The 23,038-nt window shown below is 56.2% G+C and carries 21 protein-coding genes and 1 tRNA gene; 15 read left to right on the plus strand and 7 right to left on the minus strand.

The annotated features are described in order from the left end of the window. Positions 1-69 precede the first annotated feature (69 nt). Positions 70-146, plus strand: a tRNA-Arg gene (locus AC4IC4_RS05190). A 7-nt stretch (positions 147-153) separates the two neighbouring features. Here the strand turns inward: AC4IC4_RS05190 and AC4IC4_RS05195 are convergent. After that, on the minus strand, positions 154-1,062 hold the full coding sequence (locus AC4IC4_RS05195) for a LysR family transcriptional regulator (protein WP_491472276.1): 909 nt from the start codon (positions 1,060-1,062) through the stop codon (positions 154-156). Between the two features lie 100 nt (positions 1,063-1,162). Here AC4IC4_RS05195 and AC4IC4_RS05200 point away from each other — a divergent pair, with 100 nt between their 5' ends. The 7 genes from AC4IC4_RS05200 (at position 1,163) to pheP (ending at position 10,400) form a co-directional block, all read left to right on the plus strand. Then, positions 1,163-2,161, plus strand: coding sequence for an aldo/keto reductase (locus AC4IC4_RS05200; protein ID WP_491472277.1), 999 nt, complete (start codon positions 1,163-1,165; stop codon positions 2,159-2,161). A gap of 304 nt (positions 2,162-2,465) precedes the next feature. Continuing rightward, entirely contained in the window at positions 2,466-3,482 is a 1,017-nt protein-coding gene (locus AC4IC4_RS05205; RefSeq protein WP_047748646.1) for an iron ABC transporter substrate-binding protein, read from the plus strand. 24 nt (positions 3,483-3,506) lie between these two features. Then, on the plus strand, positions 3,507-5,081 hold the full coding sequence (locus AC4IC4_RS05210; RefSeq protein ID WP_491472278.1) for an ABC transporter permease: 1,575 nt from the start codon (positions 3,507-3,509) through the stop codon (positions 5,079-5,081). Position 5,082: 1 nt separating this feature from the next. Continuing rightward, entirely contained in the window at positions 5,083-6,114 is a 1,032-nt protein-coding gene (locus tag AC4IC4_RS05215) for an ABC transporter ATP-binding protein (RefSeq protein WP_491472279.1), read from the plus strand. 150 nt (positions 6,115-6,264) lie between these two features. After that, positions 6,265-6,540: a DUF1471 family periplasmic protein YahO gene (gene yahO, locus AC4IC4_RS05220; protein ID WP_024906894.1), complete on the plus strand. Its 276-nt coding sequence runs from the start codon at positions 6,265-6,267 to the stop codon at positions 6,538-6,540. 184 nt (positions 6,541-6,724) lie between these two features. Continuing rightward, a complete protein-coding gene (locus AC4IC4_RS05225; RefSeq protein WP_491472280.1) occupies positions 6,725-8,908 on the plus strand; it encodes a TonB-dependent receptor in 2,184 nt (727 codons plus the stop codon). 103 nt (positions 8,909-9,011) lie between these two features. Then, positions 9,012-10,400: a phenylalanine transporter gene (gene pheP, locus AC4IC4_RS05230; protein ID WP_371898810.1), complete on the plus strand. Its 1,389-nt coding sequence runs from the start codon at positions 9,012-9,014 to the stop codon at positions 10,398-10,400. Positions 10,401-10,486: 86 nt separating this feature from the next. Here the strand turns inward: pheP and AC4IC4_RS05235 are convergent, their stop codons facing one another. Together AC4IC4_RS05235 and AC4IC4_RS05240 are read right to left on the minus strand one after the other, a co-directional pair. After that, positions 10,487-11,731 (minus strand): mechanosensitive ion channel family protein, encoded by a 1,245-nt coding sequence (locus AC4IC4_RS05235; protein ID WP_491472281.1) that lies wholly within the window; start codon positions 11,729-11,731, stop codon positions 10,487-10,489. 65 nt (positions 11,732-11,796) lie between these two features. Further along, positions 11,797-13,233, minus strand: coding sequence for an MFS transporter (locus AC4IC4_RS05240; RefSeq protein ID WP_491472282.1), 1,437 nt, complete (start codon positions 13,231-13,233; stop codon positions 11,797-11,799). 107 nt (positions 13,234-13,340) lie between these two features. On the opposite strand from AC4IC4_RS05240, the gene AC4IC4_RS05245 reads away from it, so the two are divergent. From AC4IC4_RS05245 to AC4IC4_RS05255, 3 genes are all read left to right on the plus strand, one after another. Then, the gene (locus AC4IC4_RS05245; RefSeq protein ID WP_061715828.1) at positions 13,341-14,210 is read left to right on the plus strand and encodes a helix-turn-helix transcriptional regulator; all 870 of its coding nucleotides are present in this window, start codon (positions 13,341-13,343) and stop codon (positions 14,208-14,210) included. Between the two features lie 138 nt (positions 14,211-14,348). Beyond that, entirely contained in the window at positions 14,349-14,678 is a 330-nt protein-coding gene (locus tag AC4IC4_RS05250; RefSeq protein WP_248272941.1) for a type II toxin-antitoxin system RelE/ParE family toxin, read from the plus strand. Continuing rightward, the gene (locus tag AC4IC4_RS05255; protein WP_104949203.1) at positions 14,659-14,946 is read left to right on the plus strand and encodes a helix-turn-helix domain-containing protein; all 288 of its coding nucleotides are present in this window, start codon (positions 14,659-14,661) and stop codon (positions 14,944-14,946) included. The genes AC4IC4_RS05250 and AC4IC4_RS05255 overlap by 20 nt, the downstream gene beginning before the upstream one ends. Before the next feature lie 36 nt (positions 14,947-14,982). Here the strand turns inward: AC4IC4_RS05255 and nfsB are convergent, their stop codons facing one another. The 3 genes from nfsB to AC4IC4_RS05270 form a co-directional block, all read right to left on the minus strand. Then, a complete protein-coding gene (nfsB, locus tag AC4IC4_RS05260; protein WP_024906901.1) occupies positions 14,983-15,636 on the minus strand; it encodes an oxygen-insensitive NAD(P)H nitroreductase in 654 nt (217 codons plus the stop codon). Positions 15,637-15,756: 120 nt separating this feature from the next. Then, positions 15,757-16,125, minus strand: a complete 369-nt coding sequence (locus AC4IC4_RS05265) for an MmcQ/YjbR family DNA-binding protein (RefSeq protein ID WP_491472283.1) — start codon at positions 16,123-16,125, stop codon at positions 15,757-15,759. Then, a complete protein-coding gene (locus AC4IC4_RS05270; RefSeq protein WP_024906903.1) occupies positions 16,115-16,705 on the minus strand; it encodes a TetR/AcrR family transcriptional regulator in 591 nt (196 codons plus the stop codon). Before AC4IC4_RS05270 ends, AC4IC4_RS05265 begins: the two co-directional genes overlap by 11 nt. Before the next feature lie 190 nt (positions 16,706-16,895). Between AC4IC4_RS05270 and AC4IC4_RS05275 the strand changes: the two genes are divergently transcribed. Both AC4IC4_RS05275 and AC4IC4_RS05280 read left to right on the plus strand, forming a co-directional pair. Then, a complete protein-coding gene (locus AC4IC4_RS05275) occupies positions 16,896-17,999 on the plus strand; it encodes an MBL fold metallo-hydrolase (protein ID WP_491472284.1) in 1,104 nt (367 codons plus the stop codon). A gap of 32 nt (positions 18,000-18,031) precedes the next feature. Continuing rightward, positions 18,032-18,373, plus strand: a complete 342-nt coding sequence (locus AC4IC4_RS05280) for a RamA family antibiotic efflux transcriptional regulator (RefSeq protein ID WP_010428317.1) — start codon at positions 18,032-18,034, stop codon at positions 18,371-18,373. Between the two features lie 54 nt (positions 18,374-18,427). On the opposite strand, the gene AC4IC4_RS05285 is transcribed toward AC4IC4_RS05280, so the two are convergent. Further along, the gene (locus tag AC4IC4_RS05285; protein WP_013097677.1) at positions 18,428-18,676 is read right to left on the minus strand and encodes a DUF1158 domain-containing protein; all 249 of its coding nucleotides are present in this window, start codon (positions 18,674-18,676) and stop codon (positions 18,428-18,430) included. A gap of 479 nt (positions 18,677-19,155) precedes the next feature. On the opposite strand from AC4IC4_RS05285, the gene AC4IC4_RS05290 reads away from it, so the two are divergent. Then, positions 19,156-21,864 (plus strand): cation-transporting P-type ATPase, encoded by a 2,709-nt coding sequence (locus tag AC4IC4_RS05290; RefSeq protein WP_491472285.1) that lies wholly within the window; start codon positions 19,156-19,158, stop codon positions 21,862-21,864. Between the two features lie 105 nt (positions 21,865-21,969). Beyond that, positions 21,970-23,031, plus strand: a complete 1,062-nt coding sequence (locus tag AC4IC4_RS05295) for an efflux RND transporter periplasmic adaptor subunit (protein ID WP_491472286.1) — start codon at positions 21,970-21,972, stop codon at positions 23,029-23,031. Positions 23,032-23,038: the final 7 nt, after the last annotated feature.

Here is a 23,038-nt window from a genome sequence, read left to right on the forward strand (position 1 = left end):
CATTGACTCACCTGCCATTGACCGTATAATTCTTCGCGTTTCACCACCGCGAAGCACACGCTTCTCAGTGCGCCCTTAGCTCAGTTGGATAGAGCAACGGCCTTCTAAGCCGTAGGTCGTAGGTTCGAATCCTACAGGGCGTGCCATTTCCTCTCAACGCACGTCTTTATTCGTCGACATCACCCACGCTATGAAGGTTCTCAGCGGTGCTGGCAGATGTTTTCGGCTCGGGTAGTAAACACAAAAATTATCAGCGGGATAGGTATAATCAGGTAGCAAACGGACAAGTTTGTTTTCGCTAATTTTATCCTCAACCAGATTCTCATAAACAAACGCAATCCCTAACCCATATTCAGCAGCCTGGATCATTGCCGCGTCTGAATCGACAACCAGATCGCCATTAACAGATACCTCCATTTTTTCCCCTTGTGGATCCATAAACTCCCAGCGATACAGCTTTCCATCAGGAAAACAGCGATTTATACACCTGAAATTGACCAGATCTTTTGGTGAGTCAGGCGTGCCTGATTTCTTCAGAAAATCGGGGCTGGCAACGGGAATAAGAGCCATCTTGCCACCAAAAGGAATGGCAACCATATCTTTAGGAACATCTTGTGTATAACGTATTCCGGCATCGAAACCTGAGTCGATAATATTGATTTTTCTGTCAGTGGTGAACAACTCTAATGTAATACCCGGGTAATCATTTTTGAACGTAACGAAATGGCTTTGAAAAAAGAGATCAACCACGATCCGGGGTAAGTTGACTTTGATGACGCCTTCTGGCTTTTCTTTGTGGTCATTGAGATTATCAATGACGCGTCTGTAGTCATTCAGGACGGGCGTCACGTCATCAAGAAACGCTTTACCGACGGCCGTCAAAGACAAGCTTCGGGTGGAGCGATTCAAAAGTCTAACCCCAAGTTTTTCTTCAAGATTATTTATGGCGACAGTTAACGTCGGCGCTGAAACATTTAATTCTTTTGCGGCCTGACGAAAACTCCCGTGTTTTACAATAAGAAGTAATATTTCTATATGTTGTAATTCTGGTGCATTTTTCATTGTTAATTCTCATAAAATACTGCATTAAAAATATACTAATTGTTATGCGTTAAGAATGAAAGTATATATTTCCTGTCATTTATCAAAACAGGAATATAAGATGAAATCACGTTATCTGGGAAAAGATAAATTCCAGGTGTCAGCGCTGGGGTTGGGTTGTATGGGGATGAGTTTTGCCTATGGTGGCGCCGAAGAATCGGAGGCGATCAATACCATTCACGCTGCGGTCGATTTGGGCGTTACCTTCCTTGATTCCGCGGAAGTCTATGGCCCCTATGATAATGAAGTCCTGGTCGGGAAGGCGATTAAAGGCATTCGCGACAAGGTACAGATTGCGACAAAATTTGGTTTTCGCATCCTTCCTTCCGGACATGGTCTTGAACGTATGGCTGGTGTTGACAGCCGCCCTGAACATATTCGTGAAGCGGTAGAAGGTTCACTTAAACGTCTCAATATCGAGACTATCGATCTGCTTTATCAGCACCGCGTCGACCCGTCTGTACCTGTTGAAGACGTTGTGGGAACAATGGCTGATTTAATCAAGGAAGGGAAAGTTCGCCATATCGGGCTTTCAGAAGTCTCAGCCGAAACGTTGCGCCGGGCCTGCAAAGTTTATCCGATTACCGCCGTGCAAACGGAATATTCGCTCTGGACTCGCGAGCCGGAGGAAAGCATTCTCAACGCTTGCCGCGAGCTGGGCGTTGGGTTTGTGCCCTACAGTCCGCTGGGTCGCGGATTTTTAACCGGGAAAATCACGGACAGCTCAGGCTTTGGCGAGGATGATTTCCGGCGGAACCTGCCTCGCTTCCAGAAAGCAGCGATGCAGAAAAACCAACAGCTGCTCGGCCAGCTACAGGATGTCGCGGATAAATACCGCTGTTCCCTCGCACAGCTGGCCCTCGCATGGGTGATGAGTAAAGGAGATGACATTGTTCCTATTCCGGGGGCTCGAAAAATAGCGCATTTGCAGGATAATGCGGGGGCGGTCAGCCTGAATCTTTCCGATTCTGATATTAAGTTCGTTGACCATGTCTTTACGCCTGACAATATTCAGGGGCAAAGATATAACCAGGGTGATTTTAATTTAATCGATAAATAACACACCGCATTACATTCTCCCGCTTCTCTGGCGGGAGAGTTGTTCATCTGTGCATTAAATATCGCAATAATAAATAGAAGGCTAATGAATTCTTCTTCCGTTCAGTCTTAAGGTTTTCTTAATTTTGAATTGAACTATCTTTCCCATCTGGATTTTTATCATTTCAAACCACGCAATAATGAAATTTTACACTTTTACGCGTAAACTGGATTGATACTAATTATCATTAGCGTTGTTGTATGCTTTAATCCTGTCCCACAAAGCTATGAGTGGTTACTCCCGTTGGTCTATTAAGGATATGTTCATGAATTCTCGCCTGCTGTCCTGCTTCTCGCTTGCCTTGTTGTCGTCATCCCTTTTCCTTTCCACACAATCAGTTGCCGCAGATAACAACGAAGGTATCGTTGTGTATAACGCGCAGCATGAAAACCTGGTGAAGTCGTGGGTTGACGGTTTTACCAAAGAAACCGGCATTAAAGTGACTTTGCGCAATGGTGATGACAGCGAGCTGGGTAACCAGCTGGTTCAGGAAGGCAGCGCATCGCCGGCCGACGTATTCCTGACGGAAAACTCACCGTCCATGGTGCTGGTGGATAACGCTAACCTGTTTGCGCCGCTGGATGCAGACACCCTGAAGCAGGTACCGGCAGAGTATCGTCCGGCGCACGGTCGCTGGATCGGCATTGCCGCCCGCAGCACGGTATTCGTCTATAACCCTGCGAAACTGAGCGAGCAGCAGCTTCCTAAGTCGCTGATGGATCTGGCGAAACCCGAGTGGAAAGGCCGCTGGGCGGCATCACCGTCAGGCGCGGATTTCCAGGCCATCGTGAGCGCGATGCTGGCTCTGAAAGGCGAAAAGGCCACTCTGGAATGGCTTAAGGCGATGAAAGCCAATTTCGTTGCCTATAAAGGCAACAGCACGGTGATGAAAGCCGTCAATGCCGGCCAGATTGATGGCGGCGTGATTTATCACTACTACCGCTTTGTCGATCAGTCCAAAACCGGTGAAAACAGCAAAAACACTCAGCTCTACTACTTCAAACACCAGGATCCGGGCGCGTTTGTGAGCCTCTCTGGCGGTGGCGTGCTGGCGTCCAGCAAGCACAAAGCCCAGGCGCAGGCCTTCATCAAATACATTACCGGCAAAGAAGGTCAGGAGAGTCTGCGTACCAACAACGCCTTTGAATACGCTGTGGGCGTAAACGCGGCCTCAAACCCGAAACTGGTCCCGCTGAAAGATCTTGATGCACCGAAAGTTGAACCTTCAACGCTCAACAGTAAAAAAGTTATCGAGCTGATGACGCAAGCCGGTCTGCTGTGATCCTGAGAGTGAAGTGAACGTCTTATGTCTGGTCTGAGTCTCGACATCGGAAAAAACAGAGTGCAGGAGCCTGCCCGCAGGCGTCCTGCACTGCCGATGGTTGCGTTAGCTGTGTTGTTTTCATTAATGGCGCTTCTGCCTTTGGGTTTTATCATTGCCATTGGCATTGAGACCGGCTGGGAAACCATTAAGGCGCTGGTGTTTCGCCCGCGTGTTGCTGAGCTACTCAGCAACACGCTGTGGCTGACGGCTTTAGCGGTTCCGCTGTGTATCGTGACGGGCGTGGCGATAGCCTGGCTCACCGAGCGCACAGATCTTGCCGGGCGAGGGATCTGGTCTGCACTGGCGGTCGCCCCGCTGGCGATCCCCGCGTTTGTGCAAAGCTATGCCTGGGTGAGCGTTGTCCCTTCCATGCATGGGCTCTCTGCGGGCGTGTTCCTCTCCGTTCTGGCCTACTATCCGTTTATCTATATGCCGGTTGCGGCGGTGCTGCGTCGTCTTGACCCGACGCTTGAAGATGTCGCCGCATCGCTCGGCACGCCGCCCTGGCGGGTCTTTTTCCGCGTGGTGCTGCCTCAGCTCAAGCTGGCTATCTGCGGCGGCGCGCTGCTGGTGGCGCTGCATCTGCTGGCGGAATATGGCCTGTACGTGATGATCCGCTTTGATACCTTCACCACGGCAATCTATGACCAGTTCCAGTCTACCTTCAGCGGCCCGGCGGCGAACATGCTGGCGGGCGTGCTGGCCTTGTGCTGTCTGGCTATTCTGGTGCTGGAAGGCGTAACGCGCGGAAAAGCACGCTACGCGCGCATTGGCGCCGGGGCCGCGCGCGAACAGAAACGCTGGCCGCTGAAGCCTGCGGCTACCGCGCTGGGCCAGCTGTTTTTCATCGTGCTGATCGTGCTGGCGCTGGGCGTGCCGTTGATTGTCCTGTGTCGCTGGATTTGGCTCGGCGGCGTGCAAAACTGGATGAGTCCCGATCTCTGGCACTCCCTGCGCCAGACGCTGATGCTCGGCGTGGGCGGTGCGCTCCTGACGACGGCGTGCGTGATCCCCATCGCGTGGCTCGGTATCCGCTATCCGCACCGTATCTTCCGGATGCTGGAAGGGTGCATCTATATCACCAGTTCACTGCCGGGCATTGTCACGGCGCTGGCGCTGGTCACCGTCACCATTCATTACGCCCGCCCCATTTACCAGACGGAAATTACCCTGTTCCTGGCCTACCTGCTGATGTTTATGCCCCGAGCGCTCATAAACCTTCGGGCGGGGATTGCGCAGGCGCCGGTCGAGCTGGAAAACGTGGCGCGCAGCCTGGGCAGCACGCCCGCGAAGGCGCTCTGGAGCGTCACGATGCGGCTGGCCGCGCCTGGTGCTGCGGCGGGTGCCGCGCTGGTTTTCCTCGGCGTCAGCAACGAGTTGACCGCCACGCTGTTGCTCTCTCCGCTGGGCACGCGCACGCTCTCCACCGGATTCTGGGCGCTGACCAGCGAAATTGACTATGTGGCCGCCGCGCCTTACGCGATGCTGATGATCCTGATTTCACTCCCGCTGACCGCCATTCTCTATATGCAGTCGAAAAAAATTGCAGGGCTATGACATGCTTGAATTAACCGCCATTTCTAAATCGTTTTCTGATGTGCAGGTGCTCGACAGCTTAAACCTGAGCGTTGCGCCGGGGAGCAGGACGGCGATTGTCGGTCCGTCCGGGTCGGGGAAAACCACGCTGCTGCGTATTCTTGCCGGTTTCGAAACGCCTGACATCGGGCGTATTGTCATGCAGGGGAGAACGCTGTTTGATGAAAACCGTTTTGTCCCTGCTCACCAGCGCGGGATCGGTTTTGTACCTCAGGAGGGGGCGCTGTTCCCGCACCTCAATGTGGCAGACAACATTGCCTGGGGGCTGGACGGCACCCGCCATGAGAAACGCCAGCGCGTTGAGGCGCTGATGGAAATGGTGTCTCTGGACAGGCAACTGGCAACGCACTGGCCTCACGAGATTTCCGGCGGACAGCAGCAGCGCGTGGCGCTTGCCCGTGCGCTGGCCCAGCGTCCTTCACTGATGCTGCTGGATGAACCGTTCTCGGCGCTGGATACCGGCCTGCGCGCCATGACGCGTAAGGCAACGGCCGATCTGCTGGCAGAAGCGGGCGTGGCCTCGATTCTGGTCACCCACGATCAGAACGAAGCGTTGTCCTTTGCCACGCAGGTTGCCGTGATGCGCTCCGGATGCTTCACACAGGTCGGTACGCCTTATGAGGTTTACACCCGTCCCGTTGACGAAGAGACGGCGCTGTTTCTTGGCGACGCCGTGATCCTGCCAGCGCAGCTCGCTGCCGGGTATGCCGTGTGCGCGCTGGGTGAAGTGCCGACGGACAACGCGCATGCGACAGGACAGGGCAGGGTGATGATGCGCCCTGAACAATTACGCGTGACGGCATGTGCCTCACATGAAAGCCCGATCTCGATTCTTGATGTGGATTTCACCGGACAGCTATCGACGCTCACCCTCGGATTAGCCGGGCAGCAACAGCCCGTGATTCTGAAGACCGTCAGCCAGCCAGGATGGAACCCGGGCACGGCGGTACGCATTGATATTGCTGGCACCGCGCGGGTATTCGAATATTCTTAATATTCGTTAGTAATTTCATGCAACGGGTTGTTATAAAAGAATTTTCCCGACCGTATGGCATTTCCTGAGATTCTCTACCATGCTCATAAAACCTCACCACAATGCGTGAGGTTTTTCGTAGTTGCTGATTAATCTCAAGGAAAAAAGGTTATGAAAAAGACGACTGCTATTTTGTTGGGAACGGCGTTACTGTTTACGACCAATGCTTTTGCTGCTCAGTTGCTGACAAAAAATGAGTTCAAGAAAGTTGCGTCTCAGTATCAAAAAATCGGTACGGTAAGTACCTCGAATGAGGTATCGGTTGATGATGCAAAAAAAGAACTGATTGAGAAAGCCGATAAGAAAGGCGCAGATGTCCTGGTGCTCACGTCAGGGAACACCAACAATAAAATTCACGGTACGGCCAATATCTACAAGAAAAAATAACGTCATTGCAGCCACCCCCGCAACGGGGTGGTTGTTCCCCTCATTTCTCGCCAAACCTCCTCATGAACGCGGTTACACTTGCTAATGCATGTATAATGCGTATAGTTCTCATTTGCATTTCAATAAACACATTCTAAGGCCCGACAACGGGTCATTTTTGCGCGCACGTTTAAATGAGTTAACGATGAACAACACTAAAATAAACAACACGCTGTTGGCGCTCGCCGTTGGCGCGGTGACGCATTCCGCCTTCGCGGCGGACGATCAAAAAGAGGACACCCTCGTTGTCCAGGCTGCACCAGCCAGCGATTTCAAACCCGGTGGCGACCAGTTGGTACCGGCCTTCCTTGACGGGCAGATGGCGAATGGCGGGCGCATGGGGATGCTGGGCCAGCAGAACGCCATGGACGTGCCGTTCAACATCATCAGCTACACCTCGAAGCTGGTGGAAGATCAGCAGGCGAAAACCATTGCCGATGTCGTCGCGAACGACGCGGGCGTGCAGTTCGTCCAGGGATTCGGCAACAGCGCGGAAACCTACCGTATCCGTGGCTTGAAGTTCGACGGTGACGACATGACCTTTGGCGGGCTGTCCGGCGTGCTGCCGCGCCAGGTGGTGGATACCCAGATGGTTGAGCGCATTGAGATCTTCAAAGGGGCAAACGCCCTGATGAACGGCGCGGCGAGCTCCGGCGTGGGCGGGATGATCAACCTTGAGCCAAAACACGCGGGCGAACTCCCGCAGGCGAAAGTGGGCGTGGACTACACCTCAGATTCTCAGATTGGCACCACGCTGGATGCGGGTCGTCGCTACGGCGACAACGACCAGTTTGGCGCGCGGGTGAACCTGGTCCATCGCGAAGGGGAAACCGGCATACCGAACGATCGCCGCCGCACCACGCTGCTCTCTACCGGCCTGGATTACAGCGGTGACCGCTTCCGCACCTCGCTTGATCTGGGCTATCAGAAGAAAACCTTCCACGGTAGCCCAACCAGCGTCAACATTTCGGCGGTGGATTTCGTGCCCGAGCCGCCGAAAAACGATCGCAACTTCTCGCAGAAGTGGGCCTACAGCAACATCGAAAACGAGTTCGGGATGTGGCGCAGCGAGTACGACATCACCGACGGCTGGACCGCCTATACCGGCCTGGGCGCGCAGCATGCGCATGAGGAAGGGATCTACAGCGCGCCGAAGCTGGTGGACAAAAGCGGCAAGGCAACGGTCAGCCGCCTTGATACCAACCGCATCAGCGACTCCGTCAGCGGTATGGCGGGCATTCGCGGTAATTTCAATACCGGTTTCGTCTCGCATAAGGTCAACGTCGGCTATTCGGCGATGACCAAAAACGAAAAAATCGCGTGGAAAATGTCGGCGACGAAGGATAACCCGACGACCAACATCTACCACAATACCGGCGTGGATATGCCGGACAGCAGCAACCTCAACGGCTCAGGCGGGAAATACAGCGATCCGCTGACCAGCGGACGCACCCGTACCCAAGGCTGGCTGTTGAGCGATACGCTGGGCGTACTGGACGACAAACTGCTGTTCACCGCCGGCGCGCGCCACCAGAAGGTGGTCATTCGCGGGTATAACAAAATTACCGGTGCGGAAAACGCGGCAGACGGCTTCGACGGCAGCCGCTGGATGCCAACCTACGGCGTGGTCTACAAGCCGTGGGAGGAAATCTCCCTCTATGCTAACCATACCGAAGCGCTGCAGCCGGGCAAAACCGCGCCTAATACCGCCACCAACTACGGCCAGAGCACCGGTATCGTGCACTCTAAGCAGAACGAAGTGGGCGTGAAGGCGGACTTTGGCCGCGTGGGCGGATCGCTTGCGCTGTTCGAAATCAAGATGCCGTCGGCGATCCTCGACGACAGCGGCCACTACGGCCTTGACGCCGAGCAGCGTAACCGTGGCGTGGAGCTGAACGTCTTTGGCGAGCCCCTGCTGGGGATGCGCCTCAACGCCAGCGCCACCTGGCTGCAGGCCGAGCTGACCAAAACCAAAAATGGCGTCAATCAGGGGAACGATGCGATCGGTATTCCGAACTTTTACGCCGTGCTGGGCGCAGAGTACGACATCAAGCCGATTGACGGTCTGACCGCCACTGCCCGCGTCAACCACTCCGGCGCGCAGTACGCTGACCTGGCAAACACCAAAAAGCTGGACAGCTACACCACGCTGGATCTGGGTATGCGCTATCGCTTCGCGGTGAACCACAATGCAAACCCGATGACCGTGCGCGCAGGCATCGACAACGTGACCAATGAAAACTACTGGGCCAGCGTGGACGATTCCGGTACTTACATCACGCAGGGTGAACCGCGTACCTTTAAGATCTCGGTTGGCTACGAATTCTAAGCGTTCCATCTCGTTATCCGGGGCTGGGATGCCCCAATCCCTTGCTACCTCCAGCATGAAGTGTTAAAACGTGCCCCTTCTAAAAAAGAGACAGGGGTAGGACGTGAAAGACGCGTCATCCGCTTCAGGCCATGGTAGCGCCGAAGCCTCGTCGGATCAGAATCCGACGCTGCAACGTGGTTTGCAAAATCGACATATTCAGTTAATTGCCCTTGGCGGCGCGATCGGTACCGGGCTGTTTCTTGGCATCGGCCCCGCTATTCAGATGGCGGGCCCGGCGGTACTGCTGGGGTATGGTATCGCCGGGATTATTGCCTTCCTGATCATGCGCCAGCTTGGCGAGATGGTTGTTGAAGAGCCGGTTTCAGGCTCCTTCGCGCACTTTGCTTATAAATACTGGGGCCCGTTTGCCGGCTTCCTGTCCGGCTGGAACTACTGGGTTATGTTCGTGCTGGTGGGGATGGCGGAGCTGACCGCCGCAGGCATCTACATGCAGTACTGGCTGCCGGATGTCCCGACGTGGATCTGGGCGGCGGCCTTCTTCATCATTATCAACGCCGTAAACCTTGTTAACGTCCGCCTGTATGGTGAAACCGAGTTCTGGTTTGCGCTGATCAAGGTGCTGGCGATTATCGGCATGATCGGCTTTGGCCTGTGGCTGCTGTTCTCCGGCCACGGCGGCGAGCGCGCCACGATCGATAACCTCTGGCAGCACGGCGGCTTCCTGGCGACCGGCTGGAAAGGGCTGATCCTCTCGCTGGCAGTGATCATGTTCTCCTTCGGCGGATTAGAGTTGATTGGCATCACCGCCGCGGAAGCGCGCGACCCGCATAAAAGCATTCCAAAAGCGGTCAACCAGGTGGTGTACCGTATTCTGCTGTTCTACATCGGCTCGCTGGTGGTGCTGCTGGCGCTCTATCCATGGGTGGAAGTGAAATCCGACAGCAGCCCGTTCGTGATGATTTTCCACGATCTGAACAGCAACGTGGTCGCCTCGGCGCTGAACTTTGTCATTCTGGTGGCGTCTCTGTCGGTCTATAACAGCGGCGTTTACTCCAACAGCCGTATGCTGTTTGGCCTCTCCGTGCAGGGCAACGCGCCGAAGTTCCTTACCCGCGTCAGCCGTCGCGGCGTGCCGGTGAATTCCTTGTTCCTTTCCGGTGCCATTACGTCGCTGGTAGTGCTAATCAACTACCTGCTGCCGAAAGAGGCCTTTGGCCTGCTGATGGCGCTGGTTGTCGCCACGCTGCTGCTGAACTGGATCATGATCTGCCTGGCGCACCTGCGATTCCGCGCCGCGATGCGCCGCAAGGGACGCGAGACGCAGTTCAAAGCGCTGCTTTACCCGGCAGGGAACTACATCTGTATCGCTTTCCTGGGGCTAATTCTGGTGCTGATGTGCACCATGGATGAGATGCGCCTTTCGGCGATGCTGCTGCCGGTGTGGGTGATCTTCCTGTTTGTGACGTTTAAGCTTTCCCGCAAAAAGTAGCACGTTTTTCACCCTCTCCCTGTGGGAGAGGGCCGGGGTGAGGGCACCAGACCGCACTTGCCTTCACGCCCGGTTGCCTACACAGATTACCTGGCAATGATCCCCGACAGGGCGCGAATATCGTTCCCGGTCGGGGACTGGTGAATACGCAACCCAAATTCATCCACCACCGCGAAAATATGGTCGAAGATGTCGGCCTGAATCTCCTCATATTCTGCCCAGACCACCGTATTGGTGAAGGCATATATTTCAATCGGCAAACCATTCGCGTCAGGTGCTAGCTGGCGCACCATCAGCGTCATATCTTTGCGAATGCGCGGGTGGTTGCGCAGATATTCGTTCAGGTAGGCGCGGAAGGTGCCGATATTGGTCATCTTGCGCAGGTTTAATACCGATTCCCCTTCACCGTTCTGCTGATTCCACAGGTTAATTTCCTCATGACGCGCGGCCAGATAAGGCTTCAGCAGTTTCGCCTGAATGAGTTTCTGCTGCTCCTGCTCGTCGAGGAAATGAATACTGGTGGTATCAATATTCAGGCTGCGCTTAATACGTCGCCCGCCGGAGGCAGACATGCCGCTCCAGTTGATAAAGGCGTCGGAGACCAGGGCCCATGTCGGAATGGTCGTAATCGTATTATCGAAATTGCGTACTTTCACGGTGGTCAGGCCGATATCCGTCACCGTGCCGTTGGCGCCGTATTTCGGCATCTCCAGCCAGTCGCCGAGCTTGAGCATGTCGTTGGCGGAAAGCTGAATACCCGCCACAAGTCCGAGTATCGGGTCTTTAAACACCAGCATCAGCACGGCGGCCATGGCGCCCAGACCGCTTATCAGAATCGCCGGGGACTGGCCGATGAGCAGGGAGATAATCAATATCCCCACCAGGATGGCGCTCACCAGCTTGATGCCCTGGAAGATCCCTTTCAGCGGCAGCTGTGACGCGGTGGCCATTTTCTGCGACAGATTGAAAATCACGTCCAGCAGCGAGAAGAAGGAGAGCAGGGCATATACCATTACCCACAGCCTGGCGCAGGTAGTGAGAATTTCCGCTGCTTCGCTGCCTTTTTGCAGCCACAGTACCGCCTGGACGTTGACAATTATCCCCTGCAGGGTAAAGGCCAGACGGTGAAATAATTTATTCTGGGTGATGATCTGCAGCCATAAATGGCTGCTGGCCTGCGCGCGTTTTTCGAATGCGCGAAGCACCCCTTTGTGCAGAATAAAATGAACGATGATGGCGGTAAGAAAAATAATACCAAAGATAATCACTAAAGAGGTGGTGTGATTAATTTCAATGCCTAACTCTTCAACCTGAGCAATCAATTCCTGCATAACGTCTCCTGTATTTTTGCAGCCCCATAATGGCGGCTGCGGATCTATTATGCAAATTCACGAACTTATTTGACGGCCTGGCAGACCTTTACCACTGGCAGGCACAGGCTATGGCGGATGCGCAGCGTCGCCAGAGCCAGCACCACCATCATGGCCGTTTCCACCATCAGGAAGACGTTAACCGCCTGGGTGTAATCCCCGTGATGGTTTTGCAGCGCGTGCAGCAAAATTGCGCCAAAAATGGCCGGGCCAAGACCCAGCGCGGCCTGCTGCAGCGTGCTTAAAATAGCGCTCGCGGCCCCCGCGTCGTCAGGCTGAATGTCGCGCATCCCGATGCGGTAGAAGCTGTTCACGATCAGCGCCTGCCCGTAGCCCACCAGTCCGGTGGCGGGTGCCAGCGTCAGGGCGGTATTCTCCATGCCCCAGACGCGGAACGTGGCGATCAGCGCCAGCAGGCCGGTAATCTGGATCGCCAGACCCGTCAGCAGGATGGTGCTGGTGCTGTAGCGGGCAATCAGCCGCGGCGCGAACCACGCCGAAACAAAGTAGGTCACGCCAAGGGCGATAAAGCTGTTCCCGGACTGCCACGGCGCCATCCCCAGACCCGTTTGCATGGTCAGTGCCATACAGAACATAAATCCGGACCAGACGCTGAAAAAGAGCATCGCAATCAGAATGCCAAAGCGAACGCTGCGAAGCGCAAGCAGGCGCGGCGGGATCAGCGGGTGGGCATTCTCACGCTCTTTTTTGCGCGCATTCAGCGCCATCAGCCAGGCCAGCGGAACAAGGGCTAGCAGCATCGCCTTCAGCGGCCAGGACCAGTGCCACTGCGGGCCGAGCGCCATCGGGAACAGCAGGCAGCAAAGCATGATGGCCAGCAACACGGTACCCGGCCAGTCGATGCGTGACGGCGTCTCGCGACGGGTTTCCGGTACGAAGCGGCGGCTCAGCGCCAGCACCACCAGACAGATCGGCACGTTGATAAAGAAGGCGTTACGCCAGCCCAGTCCGGCGATATCCGCCGACACCAGCCAGCCCCCGCCCATCTGCCCGACGATAAACGCAATCCCGCCGATGCCGCCGAACAGGCTGATGGCTTTTGCATGCGCCGTACCTTTCAGCGTCACGTGCAGCGTGGCAAGAATTTGCGGCATGATCAGTGCGGCACCCGCGCCCTGAACGATGCGCGCGGCGAGCAGCTGTTCAATGTTCCCCGCCATTCCGCACAGCAGCGAGGCCAGACCAAAGCTCGCCACACCCCACATAAACAGACGGCGACGGCCAAAATTATCCCCCAGCTTGCTGCCGAGCGCGAGGCAGACGGCAAAGGCCACGCCGTAGAGCGCGACGATCAGCTCCAGCTCGGTGGCGGTAGCGTGCAGTGAATGGGTAATGGCGTCCAGCGCCACGTTGGTGATTGAGGTATCAATCATCGGCAGCATCTGGCCGGTTAACAGCAATATCAGGCCAGCGCGACCCGGTGAAACAACTGACGTATTCATGGTAACTCCATTGCGTCATTCAGCAGATGGTCGTAGCATCTACCATCAGATAAACGGGTACCAGTTCTTGCTTATACTGGTACTGGCACTACCATGCAGGGGGATTTATGGCGCTGATGTCTGAACCCGTCGTCTCACTTCAGGATGACACCCGAAAACAGCTGGGGGCATTTTTACGCGCGCGGCGTGAAAGCCTCGATCCGCAGCGCTTAGGCCTGCCGCGCAGCGGTCGCCGCCGCACGCCCGGTCTGCGTCGGGAAGAGGTAGCGATGCTCGCTGACGTGGGCGTAACCTGGTACACCTGGCTTGAGCAGGGCAGGGACGTCAATCCGTCCAGCGCGGTGATGGCGGCCGTGGCAAAAGCGCTGCAATGTACCCCGACCGAGGCCCGGCATCTGTTTGTATTAGCGGGTTTGCCGCCGGGTGAAGCACCCCAGGCGGTCTGCTGCGAGGGCATCAGCGAAGGCACACGCCGCCTGCTCGACACCCTGCTGCCAAAACCTGCCAGCATCCAGAAGCCCAATTTCGACATCGTGGCGTGGAACGACAGCTTCGGCCACCTGATGGGGGTGGATTTCAATGAAATCCCGCCGGAAGATCGCAACTGTATTTACCTGTTCCTCACGCATCCGGCGTGGCGCGCGCGCCTCGGCAGACGCGACGACGTGCTGCCCATCTTTGTCTCCTATTTCCGCGCGGCGATGGCCGAGCACCGGGGTGACCCGCTGTGGGAGGCCAAACTGGCGCGCTTCTTTGCGGTGTCCGAAGAGTTTAAAACCCTGTGGCACCAGCGTAACGACGTGCGCGGCGTGGAGAACCAGCTCAAGCTGTTTACCCATCCCGAACTGGGGGAGTTTACGCTGCAGCAGATGTACTGGTATTCCGCGCCGCGAAACGGGTCGCGTCTGCTGGTGTATCTGCCGGTAGATGAGGCAGGAGAGCGGGCGATGGCGTGGCTGGCGGCGCAGGGGAAATAGTTTTTTTGCGAGGGGTTTTCAGGGAATAAGCACGGTTTCGGTTTAGCCTGGTTGAAGCGTATAAAGTGCGTCATGAAAGGCAATATTAGCCTTTAATGCAAATTGTCTTATATGCTAATATCATCAGGGATGAAAATCGTGTTCAGACTTATCGTTCATGAGGCCGTCAGAGAAGAAATTCTCGCATTGCCAGCAGAGGTACAGGCGAAGCTGATTCGCCAACTTGATAAATTACGCACTCACCCGACAGCACTACGAGAACCAGACAGCAAGCCCTTACCCTATGGTTTGTTTGAAATCAGAACCGTTGGGGCGATCCATAGCCGTGGGATCTATGTGTACCAGCGGGAAAAGACGATTTTCCTGTTGCGTGTGTTTATCAAAAAGACGCAAAAAACACCCTCTGCTGAGATTCGTCTGGCGCTGAAAAGACAACAGGAGATGTTGGATGAGCAAGAAGATTATTGACTGGGACGAATTAAGAACCGAGCTGTTAAGTGATGCGGAAGTAAAGGCGTCTTTTGATGCGGAAGCCCGTAAAGAACGTTTGCAGGAGATGCTGGCACAATGGCGTAATCATGCTGGCCTGACGCGTGCTCAGGTTGCAGAGCGAATGGGCGTCAGCGCGCCAACGGTATCGCGAATGGAAGCCAATATCACCCGGGCGAGCCTTGATACGTTAACGCGATATGCGCTGGTATGTGGGGTTAAGCATCCGCAGATCACGCTTTATTGATGGCTGGCACGCCGGGATCCAGCGTGCCAGTAAGGTTTAGCACTCAGTCACAATCGTGCTCAGCGGCAGGCGAGATTTCGGCAGCGTGGCGTTGAAATCTTCCACGCTGTGATGCCCAACCGGCACCACCACCAGGCTGGTGAAGCCCTTCTCTTTCAGGCCAAACTCTTCGTCGAGAATAGCGGCATCGAAACCTTCAATCGGTACCGCGTCCAGGCCCATTGCGCCCACGCCCAGCAGGAAGTTGCCGACGTTCAGGTAAACCTGCTTCGCCATCCACTGGTCGTCATCCTTCAGATCCACGCGGTGCATGTCGGCAAAGTAGGTACGGCCCTTATGGTTCGCGGCTTTGGCTTCCGGGGTGTTGAAGCGACCGTCAGCTTCTTCCTGATCGACAACGCGTTCCAGCCAGGCATCGTCCATCGCGGTTTTCGCGCAGAACACCACCACGTGAGAAGCATCCAGCATTTTGCGTTCGTTGAACACATAGGTGCCCGCCGCGGATTTCGCCACGCGCGCTTTTCCTTCCTCGGTGCTGGCCACAATGAAGTGCCACGGCTGGGAGTTGGTGCTGGACGGGCTGTACTGCAGCAGGGTTTTGATTTTTTCCGCTTCTTCCGCGGTCAGTTTTTTGCTTGCGTCGAACGCCTTGGTGGAGTGGCGTTTCAGGGCGACAGAAATGATATCCATAACAACTCCTGGTGATGAAATTCGCCCGCTCGCGGGCGCGAAAGGAAAGCAGATTACCGCGCGAAGCGGCAAAAGATAAGTGCAATTCGAGCGCTTAATCTGTTCGTCTCAGACGAACAATCAGACTGGCCGGATCCACTTCTGGTCTTTTTTCGGCAGCTTATCCACCACCAGATGCCAGGAGTCATTAATGAGGTCGGTAACCAGTTCCGGCGTCACGTCGTCAGTGCCGTAAAGGGAAATCCAGTGCTTTTTACTCAGATGGTAGCCGGGTTCTACCCCGCGGTAGATCTGCTGGTTTAACAGTGATTTCTCCGGGTCTGACTTCAGGCTGACGTGCGGCCGCCCGTGCGCGACGGCCACAATCATGAAAATTTTTCCGCCCACTTTGAAGACGTCAAACTCCGGCCCGAACGGCCAGCAGTGTTCGGTGAACGGCAGTTCCAGGGCCACATGCATAGCGTGCTCCTGTAAGGCTTTACTCTCCATTGGCGTCCTCATACGCAAGCCCGCGCCACATCACCTCAAAGCCGAGCGCTTTAAAATCAACGGCGCGGGACGGATCGCGGGTGGCAAATTCCATCGTGCTTTCAGCCAGCGATAAGAAAAGTGCATCGCCAAACGTTTTAAATTCATCCGACATAAACACCGGGCGCACCGAGCGGCGGCACAGCTCATGGAGTTCCGGGAACATATCTTTCACCGCCTGTTCCGTTTCGACGCTCAGCTTTTCACTGACGCCAATCTGGCGGATCGCCGCATGAGAAACGGGGTTACGTATACCCCAGTCCACATAGCTGTTCCAGATATTGCGGGTATGTTCTTTAGGCAGCGTGATGGTGCGATCGAGGTTCGCCAGCATGGTCTGGCAGAGATCCTGCTTTAGATGCACATAGAGGGCATTCAGCAGATCGTCTTTCGTAGCAAAGTAGCGGAACAGGGTACCTTCGGCGACGCCCGCCTTACGGGCAATGAGCGCCGTTGAGGCGGCAATACCTGACTGTGCAAACGCCGCCGTTGCGGCTTCCAGTAAGGCCTGTTTTTTATCTTCACTCTTCGGACGTGCCACTAAATTGTTCCCCCTGTCAATGGTTAAAACCCTGATTGAAACACGTGCTTTGACACGCTGCAACGCGGAATGTCAAAGATCGAAAACGTCTTGACGACTTTATCATCATATCTATAATGAGTGCTTACTCACTCATAATCAAGTTTACCCTGCGCACGCTATCGGATGGGGCGCGTTTTCGGGTCAGGATATGAAAAAACCTCTCTTCATCTGCGTGGTGTTAATCATGATTATTGCTTCAGCCGCGAGTTTACCGTTTGTTCTGAATGCCGGATTCGGCCAGCCGCCGCAGGGTGAGCAGCTCACTGAAGTGGAGGCCTCCCCTCAGTATCGCGAGGGGAAATTCCACAATACGTTGCCGACGCCGGGTTATAACGGTGACAAAAACATGCTGGTCGCGATGTGGGAATTTCTGACCAAAAAAACCGAAAACGCCCGCCCGGCCCGGCCGCTTCCGCTGGTGAAAACCGATCTTGCGAGCCTGCCGCTGGAGCAGGACACCCTGGTGTGGCTCGGTCACTCCTCGTGGTACCTGCAGCTCGCGGGCAAACGCATCCTGATTGACCCGGTTCTTGGCAACTATGCCGCGCCGTTCTCGTTCCTCAATAAGGCCTTTGCCGGCGAGTATCCGTGGCGCGCTGAACGCATGCCGGCGATCGACCTGCTGATTATCTCGCACGATCACTACGATCATCTGGATTACGCCACCATCAGGGCGCTACTGCCGAAGGTGAAGCGCGTGGTGACGCCGCTGGGCGTGGGATCCCACCTGCGCTACTGGGGAATGAAGCCCGAGATTATTGACGAGCGCGACTGGAACCAGTCGGTACGCATCAGCGATGAATTGACGGTGCATGTTCTGCCAGCACGTCACTTCTCCGGGCGCGGCATTAAACGCGATCGCACCCTGTGGGGCAGCTTTATGTTCGTCACGCCAGATCAGAAGATTTATTACAGCGGGGATTCCGGTTACGGCCCGCACTTTAAGGCTATCGGAGAGCAGTTTGGCGAGGTGGATTTAGCCATTATGGAAAACGGCCAGTACGACCAGGACTGGAAGTACATCCACATGCTGCCGGAGGAAACGGCGCAGGCCTCGGCGGATCTCAACGCGAAAGCCGTGGTGCCCGGGCATAACGGACGCTTCGTGCTGGCGAAACACGCCTGGAACGATCCGCTGATCCAGCTGGCAAAAGCCAGCAAGGATAAAAATTATCGGCTGCTGACGCCGGAACTGGGCGAGCCCGTCAGGGTAAGCGACAGCGCACAAACCTTTCGTGCGTGGTGGGAATAATGTTTAAGCGAGAAGCAGAGGGGGACAGCAGTATGACCATTTCCGCTCAAGTCATCGACACTATCGTCGAATGGATCGACGACAATCTGCATCAGCCATTACGTATAGAAGAGATTGCCCGCCACGCGGGTTACTCGAAGTGGCACCTGCAGCGGCTGTTTATGCAGTACAAAGGGGAGAGCCTGGGACGTTATATCCGTGAACGTAAGCTGCTGCTGGCGGCGCGCGATCTGCGAGAATCCGACGCCCGGGTGTACGACATCTGCCTGCGCTACGGGTTTGACTCGCAGCAGACGTTTACCCGTATCTTCACCCGTACGTTCAACCAGCCGCCGGGTGCGTACCGTAAAGAGAACCATAGCCAGACACATTAATCTGTCGCGTGTAGGCCGGGTAAGGCGTAGCCGCCACCCGGCTTTTTTATGGGCTCAGGACGCGAGTGAAAACCAGCGTCGCCAGACGAAACGCAGCACGAAGAATTCAATCGCCCCGAGCAGTAAAAACCACACGCAGAACAGAATGGTGTAGAGCTGGTTAAGATCGACCATGTGAAAGGTCTGAACCAGCTTTTGCGCCAACACCAGCCCAAGCGAAGGCGCAGGGAGCAGCAGGCACGAAAGCAGGGCCAGCAATAAAATGCCCCCCGCCGTAAGCAGCGATTCTAACGGGTGTTTCATCGTAATGTTAATCGTCAGTTAAAAATGTCATTGTCCGGCATTCTGTAACGTAAAGCAATATCAGCCCCGCTGGCCTTTTTGAATAAAACAAAGACATTATTACTGCGAATTAATAACAACATACGACCCGGCGTTTATATTAATATCGCGTTATGTAAATAAACGTCCGCATCAGGAAAATAATTTTACAAATGTATAGGTGCTATAACCAATTAACGTGGCAATAACAATGGCCGCGATAACGTATAACACCAGTCTGCGCCCGCGATAAATACCCCACATGGTTCCCCCTCGTTTAGTATTGGTTTAGAAATATTTTGTAAAAATCAGCTCATCGAAATAGTTTTAATCAGTTTTGAATAACCGAGAAGCCATTATATTGCGGTAGATCAATTTTACCCGCAAGACTTTAAAATGAATTTATTTAAGCCCGAAAGGAATTCAGGCTTCAGTTCACCGGATATTGAAGGAAAAATACCATGAGCGAAAAAAAATTGTCCCCAAACATGCCGCCTTCCGGCGGGCTGGCATACCAGCAGACCGCAGAGCAGGTGCTTGCACACGCGCAGAGCCAGGCCAGCGGTCTGGATCGTGCGGAGGCGCAGGCGCGTCTGCAAAAATCAGGGCCGAACGCGCTGCCGGAGAAAAAAGGCAAACCCGCCTGGCTGCGTTTCCTGGCCCATTTTAATGATGTGCTGATTTATGTCCTGCTGGCCGCCGCCGTATTAACGGCAGTAATGGGCCACTGGGTGGATACGCTGGTTATTTTGGGCGTGGCGGTAATCAATGCCTTAATTGGCCATATTCAGGAAAGCAACGCGGAAAAATCCCTGAAGAGTATTCGTAATATGCTCGCCAGCGAGGCGCGCGTTATTCGTAACGGTAACCATGAAACAATCCCCACAACTGAAATAGTCCCGGGCGATATTATTGTATTACGCGCGGGGGATCGTATTCCGGCGGATATGCGTTTAATTGAAGCGCATAATTTACGCGTGGAAGAAGCGATTCTGACCGGTGAATCCACCGTGGTGGATAAACACGTTAATCCGCTGAGCGGTGAATTACCGCTGGGCGATCGTACCAACATGGTCTTCTCCGGGACGACAGTCAGCGCGGGCGGCGGCGTCGGTGTGGTCACCGCGACCGGTCAGGATACGGAACTCGGCCACATCAACCAGATGATGGCGGGTATCGAAAAGCACCGCACACCGCTGCTGGTGCAGATGGACAAGCTGGGTAAAGCGATCTTCGCGATTATTCTGGCGATGATGGCCGCGCTGTTTGTCTTCAGCCTGGCGTTCCGCGAGATCCCGATGGGCGAGCTGCTGCTCTCCCTGATTAGCCTGGCGGTCGCCTCCGTACCGGAAGGTCTGCCGGCAATTATCTCCATCATCCTCTCCCTGGGCGTGCAGGCGATGGCGCGCAAGCGGGCGATTATCCGCAAGCTGCCGACGGTTGAAACCCTGGGCGCGATGACCGTGGTGTGCTCGGATAAAACCGGCACCCTGACCATGAATGAGATGACGGCTAAAGCCATCATCACCGCCGACGCCTGCTACCGTGTGGACGGTAACAGCTACGAGCCGGAGGGCAACATATACCTGGAAGGCAGCGACGAGCCGGTGCAGATCCAGCCGGGCACCGTGCTGGAGCAGTACCTGCGCACCATCGACCTGTGTAACGACAGCCAGCTGATTCAGGACGATCGCGGGCTGTGGGGCATCACCGGTGGGCCGACCGAGGGCGCGCTGAAGGTGCTGGCGGCGAAAGCCAGCCTTGAGCCGGTGATGACCACGCTGGTTAACAAGATCCCGTTCGACTCGCAGTACAAGTACATGAGCACCCACTACCAGATTGGCGGTGAGGAGCAGATCCTGATCACCGGCGCGCCGGACGTCATTTTCGCCCTCTGTGCGCAGCAGCAGACCCGTCACGGTGCGGAAGCCTTCAACCGCACGTACTGGGAAAGCGAGATGGAGCGCTATGCGCGTCAGGGGCTGCGCATGGTCGCCGCGGCGTTCAGGCCGGCGAACGGCGAGCAGGAGCTAACGCACGATGACCTGAGCCACGGCCTGATCTTCCTTGGCATCGCCGGGATGATGGATCCGCCGCGTCCGGAAGCGATTGACGCGATTAACGCCTGCCAGCAGGCGGGGATCCGCGTGAAGATGATCACCGGGGATCACCCGCAGACGGCGATGAGCATTGGTCAGATGCTGGGAATCACCAACAGCGAGCAGGCGGTCACTGGCTACGAGCTGGAGAAGATGGACGACGCCGCGCTGGCGGACGCCGCGGTGAAGTATGACATCTTCGCCCGTACCAGCCCGGAGCATAAGCTGCGCCTGGTGAAAGCGCTGCAGGACAAAGGTGAAATCGTCGGCATGACCGGTGACGGCGTGAACGATGCCCCGGCGCTGCGTCAGGCTGACGTGGGCATCGCGATGGGCATCAAGGGCACGGAAGTGACCAAAGAGGCGGCGGATATGGTCCTGACGGACGATAACTTCGCCACCATCGCCAGCGCGGTGAAAGAGGGGCGTCGCGTTTACGACAACCTGAAGAAGACCATCCTGTTCATCATGCCGACCAACCTGGCGCAGGGGCTGCTGATTGTGATTGCGCTGCTGGCGGGAAACATCATTCCGCTGACGCCGGTGCTGATTCTGTGGATGAACATGGCTACCTCCGCCACGCTCTCCTTCGGCCTGGCCTTTGAGGCCGCCGAGCGCAACATCATGCGCCGTCCGCCGCGTCAGACCGGGCAGCACGTGATGGACGCCTACGCCGTCTGGCGCGTGGCCTTCGTCGGCACCATGATTGCCATTGCCGCCTTTGCGCTGGAGGCCTGGCTGGCCCCGCGCGGCCACAGCGCGGAGTTCATCCGCACCGTGCTGCTGCAGATGCTGGTCTGCGCCCAGTGGGTGTACATGATTAACTGCCGCAACACCGAAGGGTTCTCCCTGAACCGCGGCCTGCTGGCGAACAAAGGGATCTGGCTGGTGACGGGCGTGCTGTTCCTGCTCCAGGCGGCGATTATCTACCTGCCGTTTATGCAGATGCTGTTCGGCACCGAAGCCCTGCCGCTGCGCTACTGGTTTGTGACCCTGGCCGTTGCAGGCGTGATGTTCTTCGTCGTCGAAATCGAGAAGCGACTGACCCGCAGGTTCCGTAAGGCTGCATAACCTTTTGCCCTCACCCTAACCCTCTCCCACGGGGAGAGGGGACTCTGACCTCCCTCTCCCTGTGGGAGAGGGCCGGGGTGAGGGCAACAACCCTGAGGTACTCCCATGAAATTCCCACTCCTGTTCGCGCTCCTCGCCTGCACCCTGCAACCCGCATTCGCCGCCATTCCCGTTCGCTTCGCCACCGTGGAGCAGACCGCCCATGCCGCCGAGCGCCAGATCCCGGGCCGCATCGAAGCCATCCACACCGTTGAGCTGCGCGCCCGCACGGAAGGCGTGATTACCCAAATCCACTTCCGCGACGGGCAGTACGTGAAAAAAGGCGACGTGCTGTTTGAGCTGGACGACGCCGAGCCGCGCGCCGCCCTGCGCCTGGCGCAGGCCGAAGTGAAAAGCGCCGAAGCCACGCTGCGTCAGGCGCAGCAGCAGCTTTCCCGCTTTGAAAGCCTGGGCAGCAGCAACGCCATCAGCCGTCACGACGTGGACAATGCCCGCATGCAGCGGGACGTGGCGAGCGCCGCGCTGGAGCAGGCCAAAGCCCGCCTCGACACCCGCAGCGTCACCCTGAACTACACCCGCATCACCTCGCCGATTGACGGCCGCGTGGGGCACAGCAGCTTCCACGTGGGTAGCCTGGTCAACCCGGCGAGCGGCGTTTTGGTGGAGGTCGTGCAGCTCGATCCGATCCGCATCGCCTTTGCGCTGGAAGAGGGGGCGTTTGCGACCAAAGCCGGACAGCATGCGGATATCAGCGCCATGAAGCAGGCCTGGCAGGCATTAATTGACAGCAACGGCCAGCGCGTCAGCGGTGAGCTGACCTCCGTGGACAATCGCATCGACCCGCGCACCGCCAGCGTGATGCTGCGCGCCGAGTTTGCCAATCCGCGCCATCAGCTCCTGCCCGGAGGCAACGTAAACGTGACCCTGCGACCGGCAAGCGAGCAGCCGGTGCTGACCCTGCCTGCCGCCGCGGTCCAGCAGAACGGCGACGGGTTCTTTGCCTGGGTGGTTAACGCCGACGGCAACGCCGAAATGCGCCCGCTGAAGGTCGCCGGACAGATTGGCCAGCAGTTCCAGATTTCATCCGGCGTGAAGCCCGGTGAGCGAGCGATTACTGACGGCGCGCATCGCGTGCAGCCCGGCGCTGCCGTCCAGATACTGAATTAAGGAGCCA

Source organism: Enterobacter sp. Taxon_2, from assembly GCF_058355295.1.

Bases quoted from the DNA above. Each gene is read 5' to 3' on its own strand.
- AC4IC4_RS05195 (WP_491472276.1), bottom strand. From the start codon at position 1,062: ATGAAAAATGCACCAGAATTACAACATATAGAAATATTACTTCTTATT.
- AC4IC4_RS05200 (WP_491472277.1), top strand. From the start codon at position 1,163: ATGAAATCACGTTATCTGGGAAAAGATAAATTCCAGGTGTCAGCGCTG.
- AC4IC4_RS05205 (WP_047748646.1), top strand. From the start codon at position 2,466: ATGAATTCTCGCCTGCTGTCCTGCTTCTCGCTTGCCTTGTTGTCGTCA.
- AC4IC4_RS05210 (WP_491472278.1), top strand. From the start codon at position 3,507: ATGTCTGGTCTGAGTCTCGACATCGGAAAAAACAGAGTGCAGGAGCCT.
- AC4IC4_RS05215 (WP_491472279.1), top strand. From the start codon at position 5,083: ATGCTTGAATTAACCGCCATTTCTAAATCGTTTTCTGATGTGCAGGTG.
- yahO (WP_024906894.1), top strand. From the start codon at position 6,265: ATGAAAAAGACGACTGCTATTTTGTTGGGAACGGCGTTACTGTTTACG.
- AC4IC4_RS05225 (WP_491472280.1), top strand. From the start codon at position 6,725: ATGAACAACACTAAAATAAACAACACGCTGTTGGCGCTCGCCGTTGGC.
- AC4IC4_RS05235 (WP_491472281.1), bottom strand. From the start codon at position 11,731: ATGCAGGAATTGATTGCTCAGGTTGAAGAGTTAGGCATTGAAATTAAT.
- AC4IC4_RS05240 (WP_491472282.1), bottom strand. From the start codon at position 13,233: ATGAATACGTCAGTTGTTTCACCGGGTCGCGCTGGCCTGATATTGCTG.
- AC4IC4_RS05245 (WP_061715828.1), top strand. From the start codon at position 13,341: ATGGCGCTGATGTCTGAACCCGTCGTCTCACTTCAGGATGACACCCGA.
- AC4IC4_RS05255 (WP_104949203.1), top strand. From the start codon at position 14,659: ATGAGCAAGAAGATTATTGACTGGGACGAATTAAGAACCGAGCTGTTA.
- nfsB (WP_024906901.1), bottom strand. From the start codon at position 15,636: ATGGATATCATTTCTGTCGCCCTGAAACGCCACTCCACCAAGGCGTTC.
- AC4IC4_RS05265 (WP_491472283.1), bottom strand. From the start codon at position 16,125: ATGGAGAGTAAAGCCTTACAGGAGCACGCTATGCATGTGGCCCTGGAA.
- AC4IC4_RS05275 (WP_491472284.1), top strand. From the start codon at position 16,896: ATGAAAAAACCTCTCTTCATCTGCGTGGTGTTAATCATGATTATTGCT.
- AC4IC4_RS05280 (WP_010428317.1), top strand. From the start codon at position 18,032: ATGACCATTTCCGCTCAAGTCATCGACACTATCGTCGAATGGATCGAC.
- AC4IC4_RS05285 (WP_013097677.1), bottom strand. From the start codon at position 18,676: ATGAAACACCCGTTAGAATCGCTGCTTACGGCGGGGGGCATTTTATTG.
- AC4IC4_RS05290 (WP_491472285.1), top strand. From the start codon at position 19,156: ATGAGCGAAAAAAAATTGTCCCCAAACATGCCGCCTTCCGGCGGGCTG.
- AC4IC4_RS05295 (WP_491472286.1), top strand. From the start codon at position 21,970: ATGAAATTCCCACTCCTGTTCGCGCTCCTCGCCTGCACCCTGCAACCC.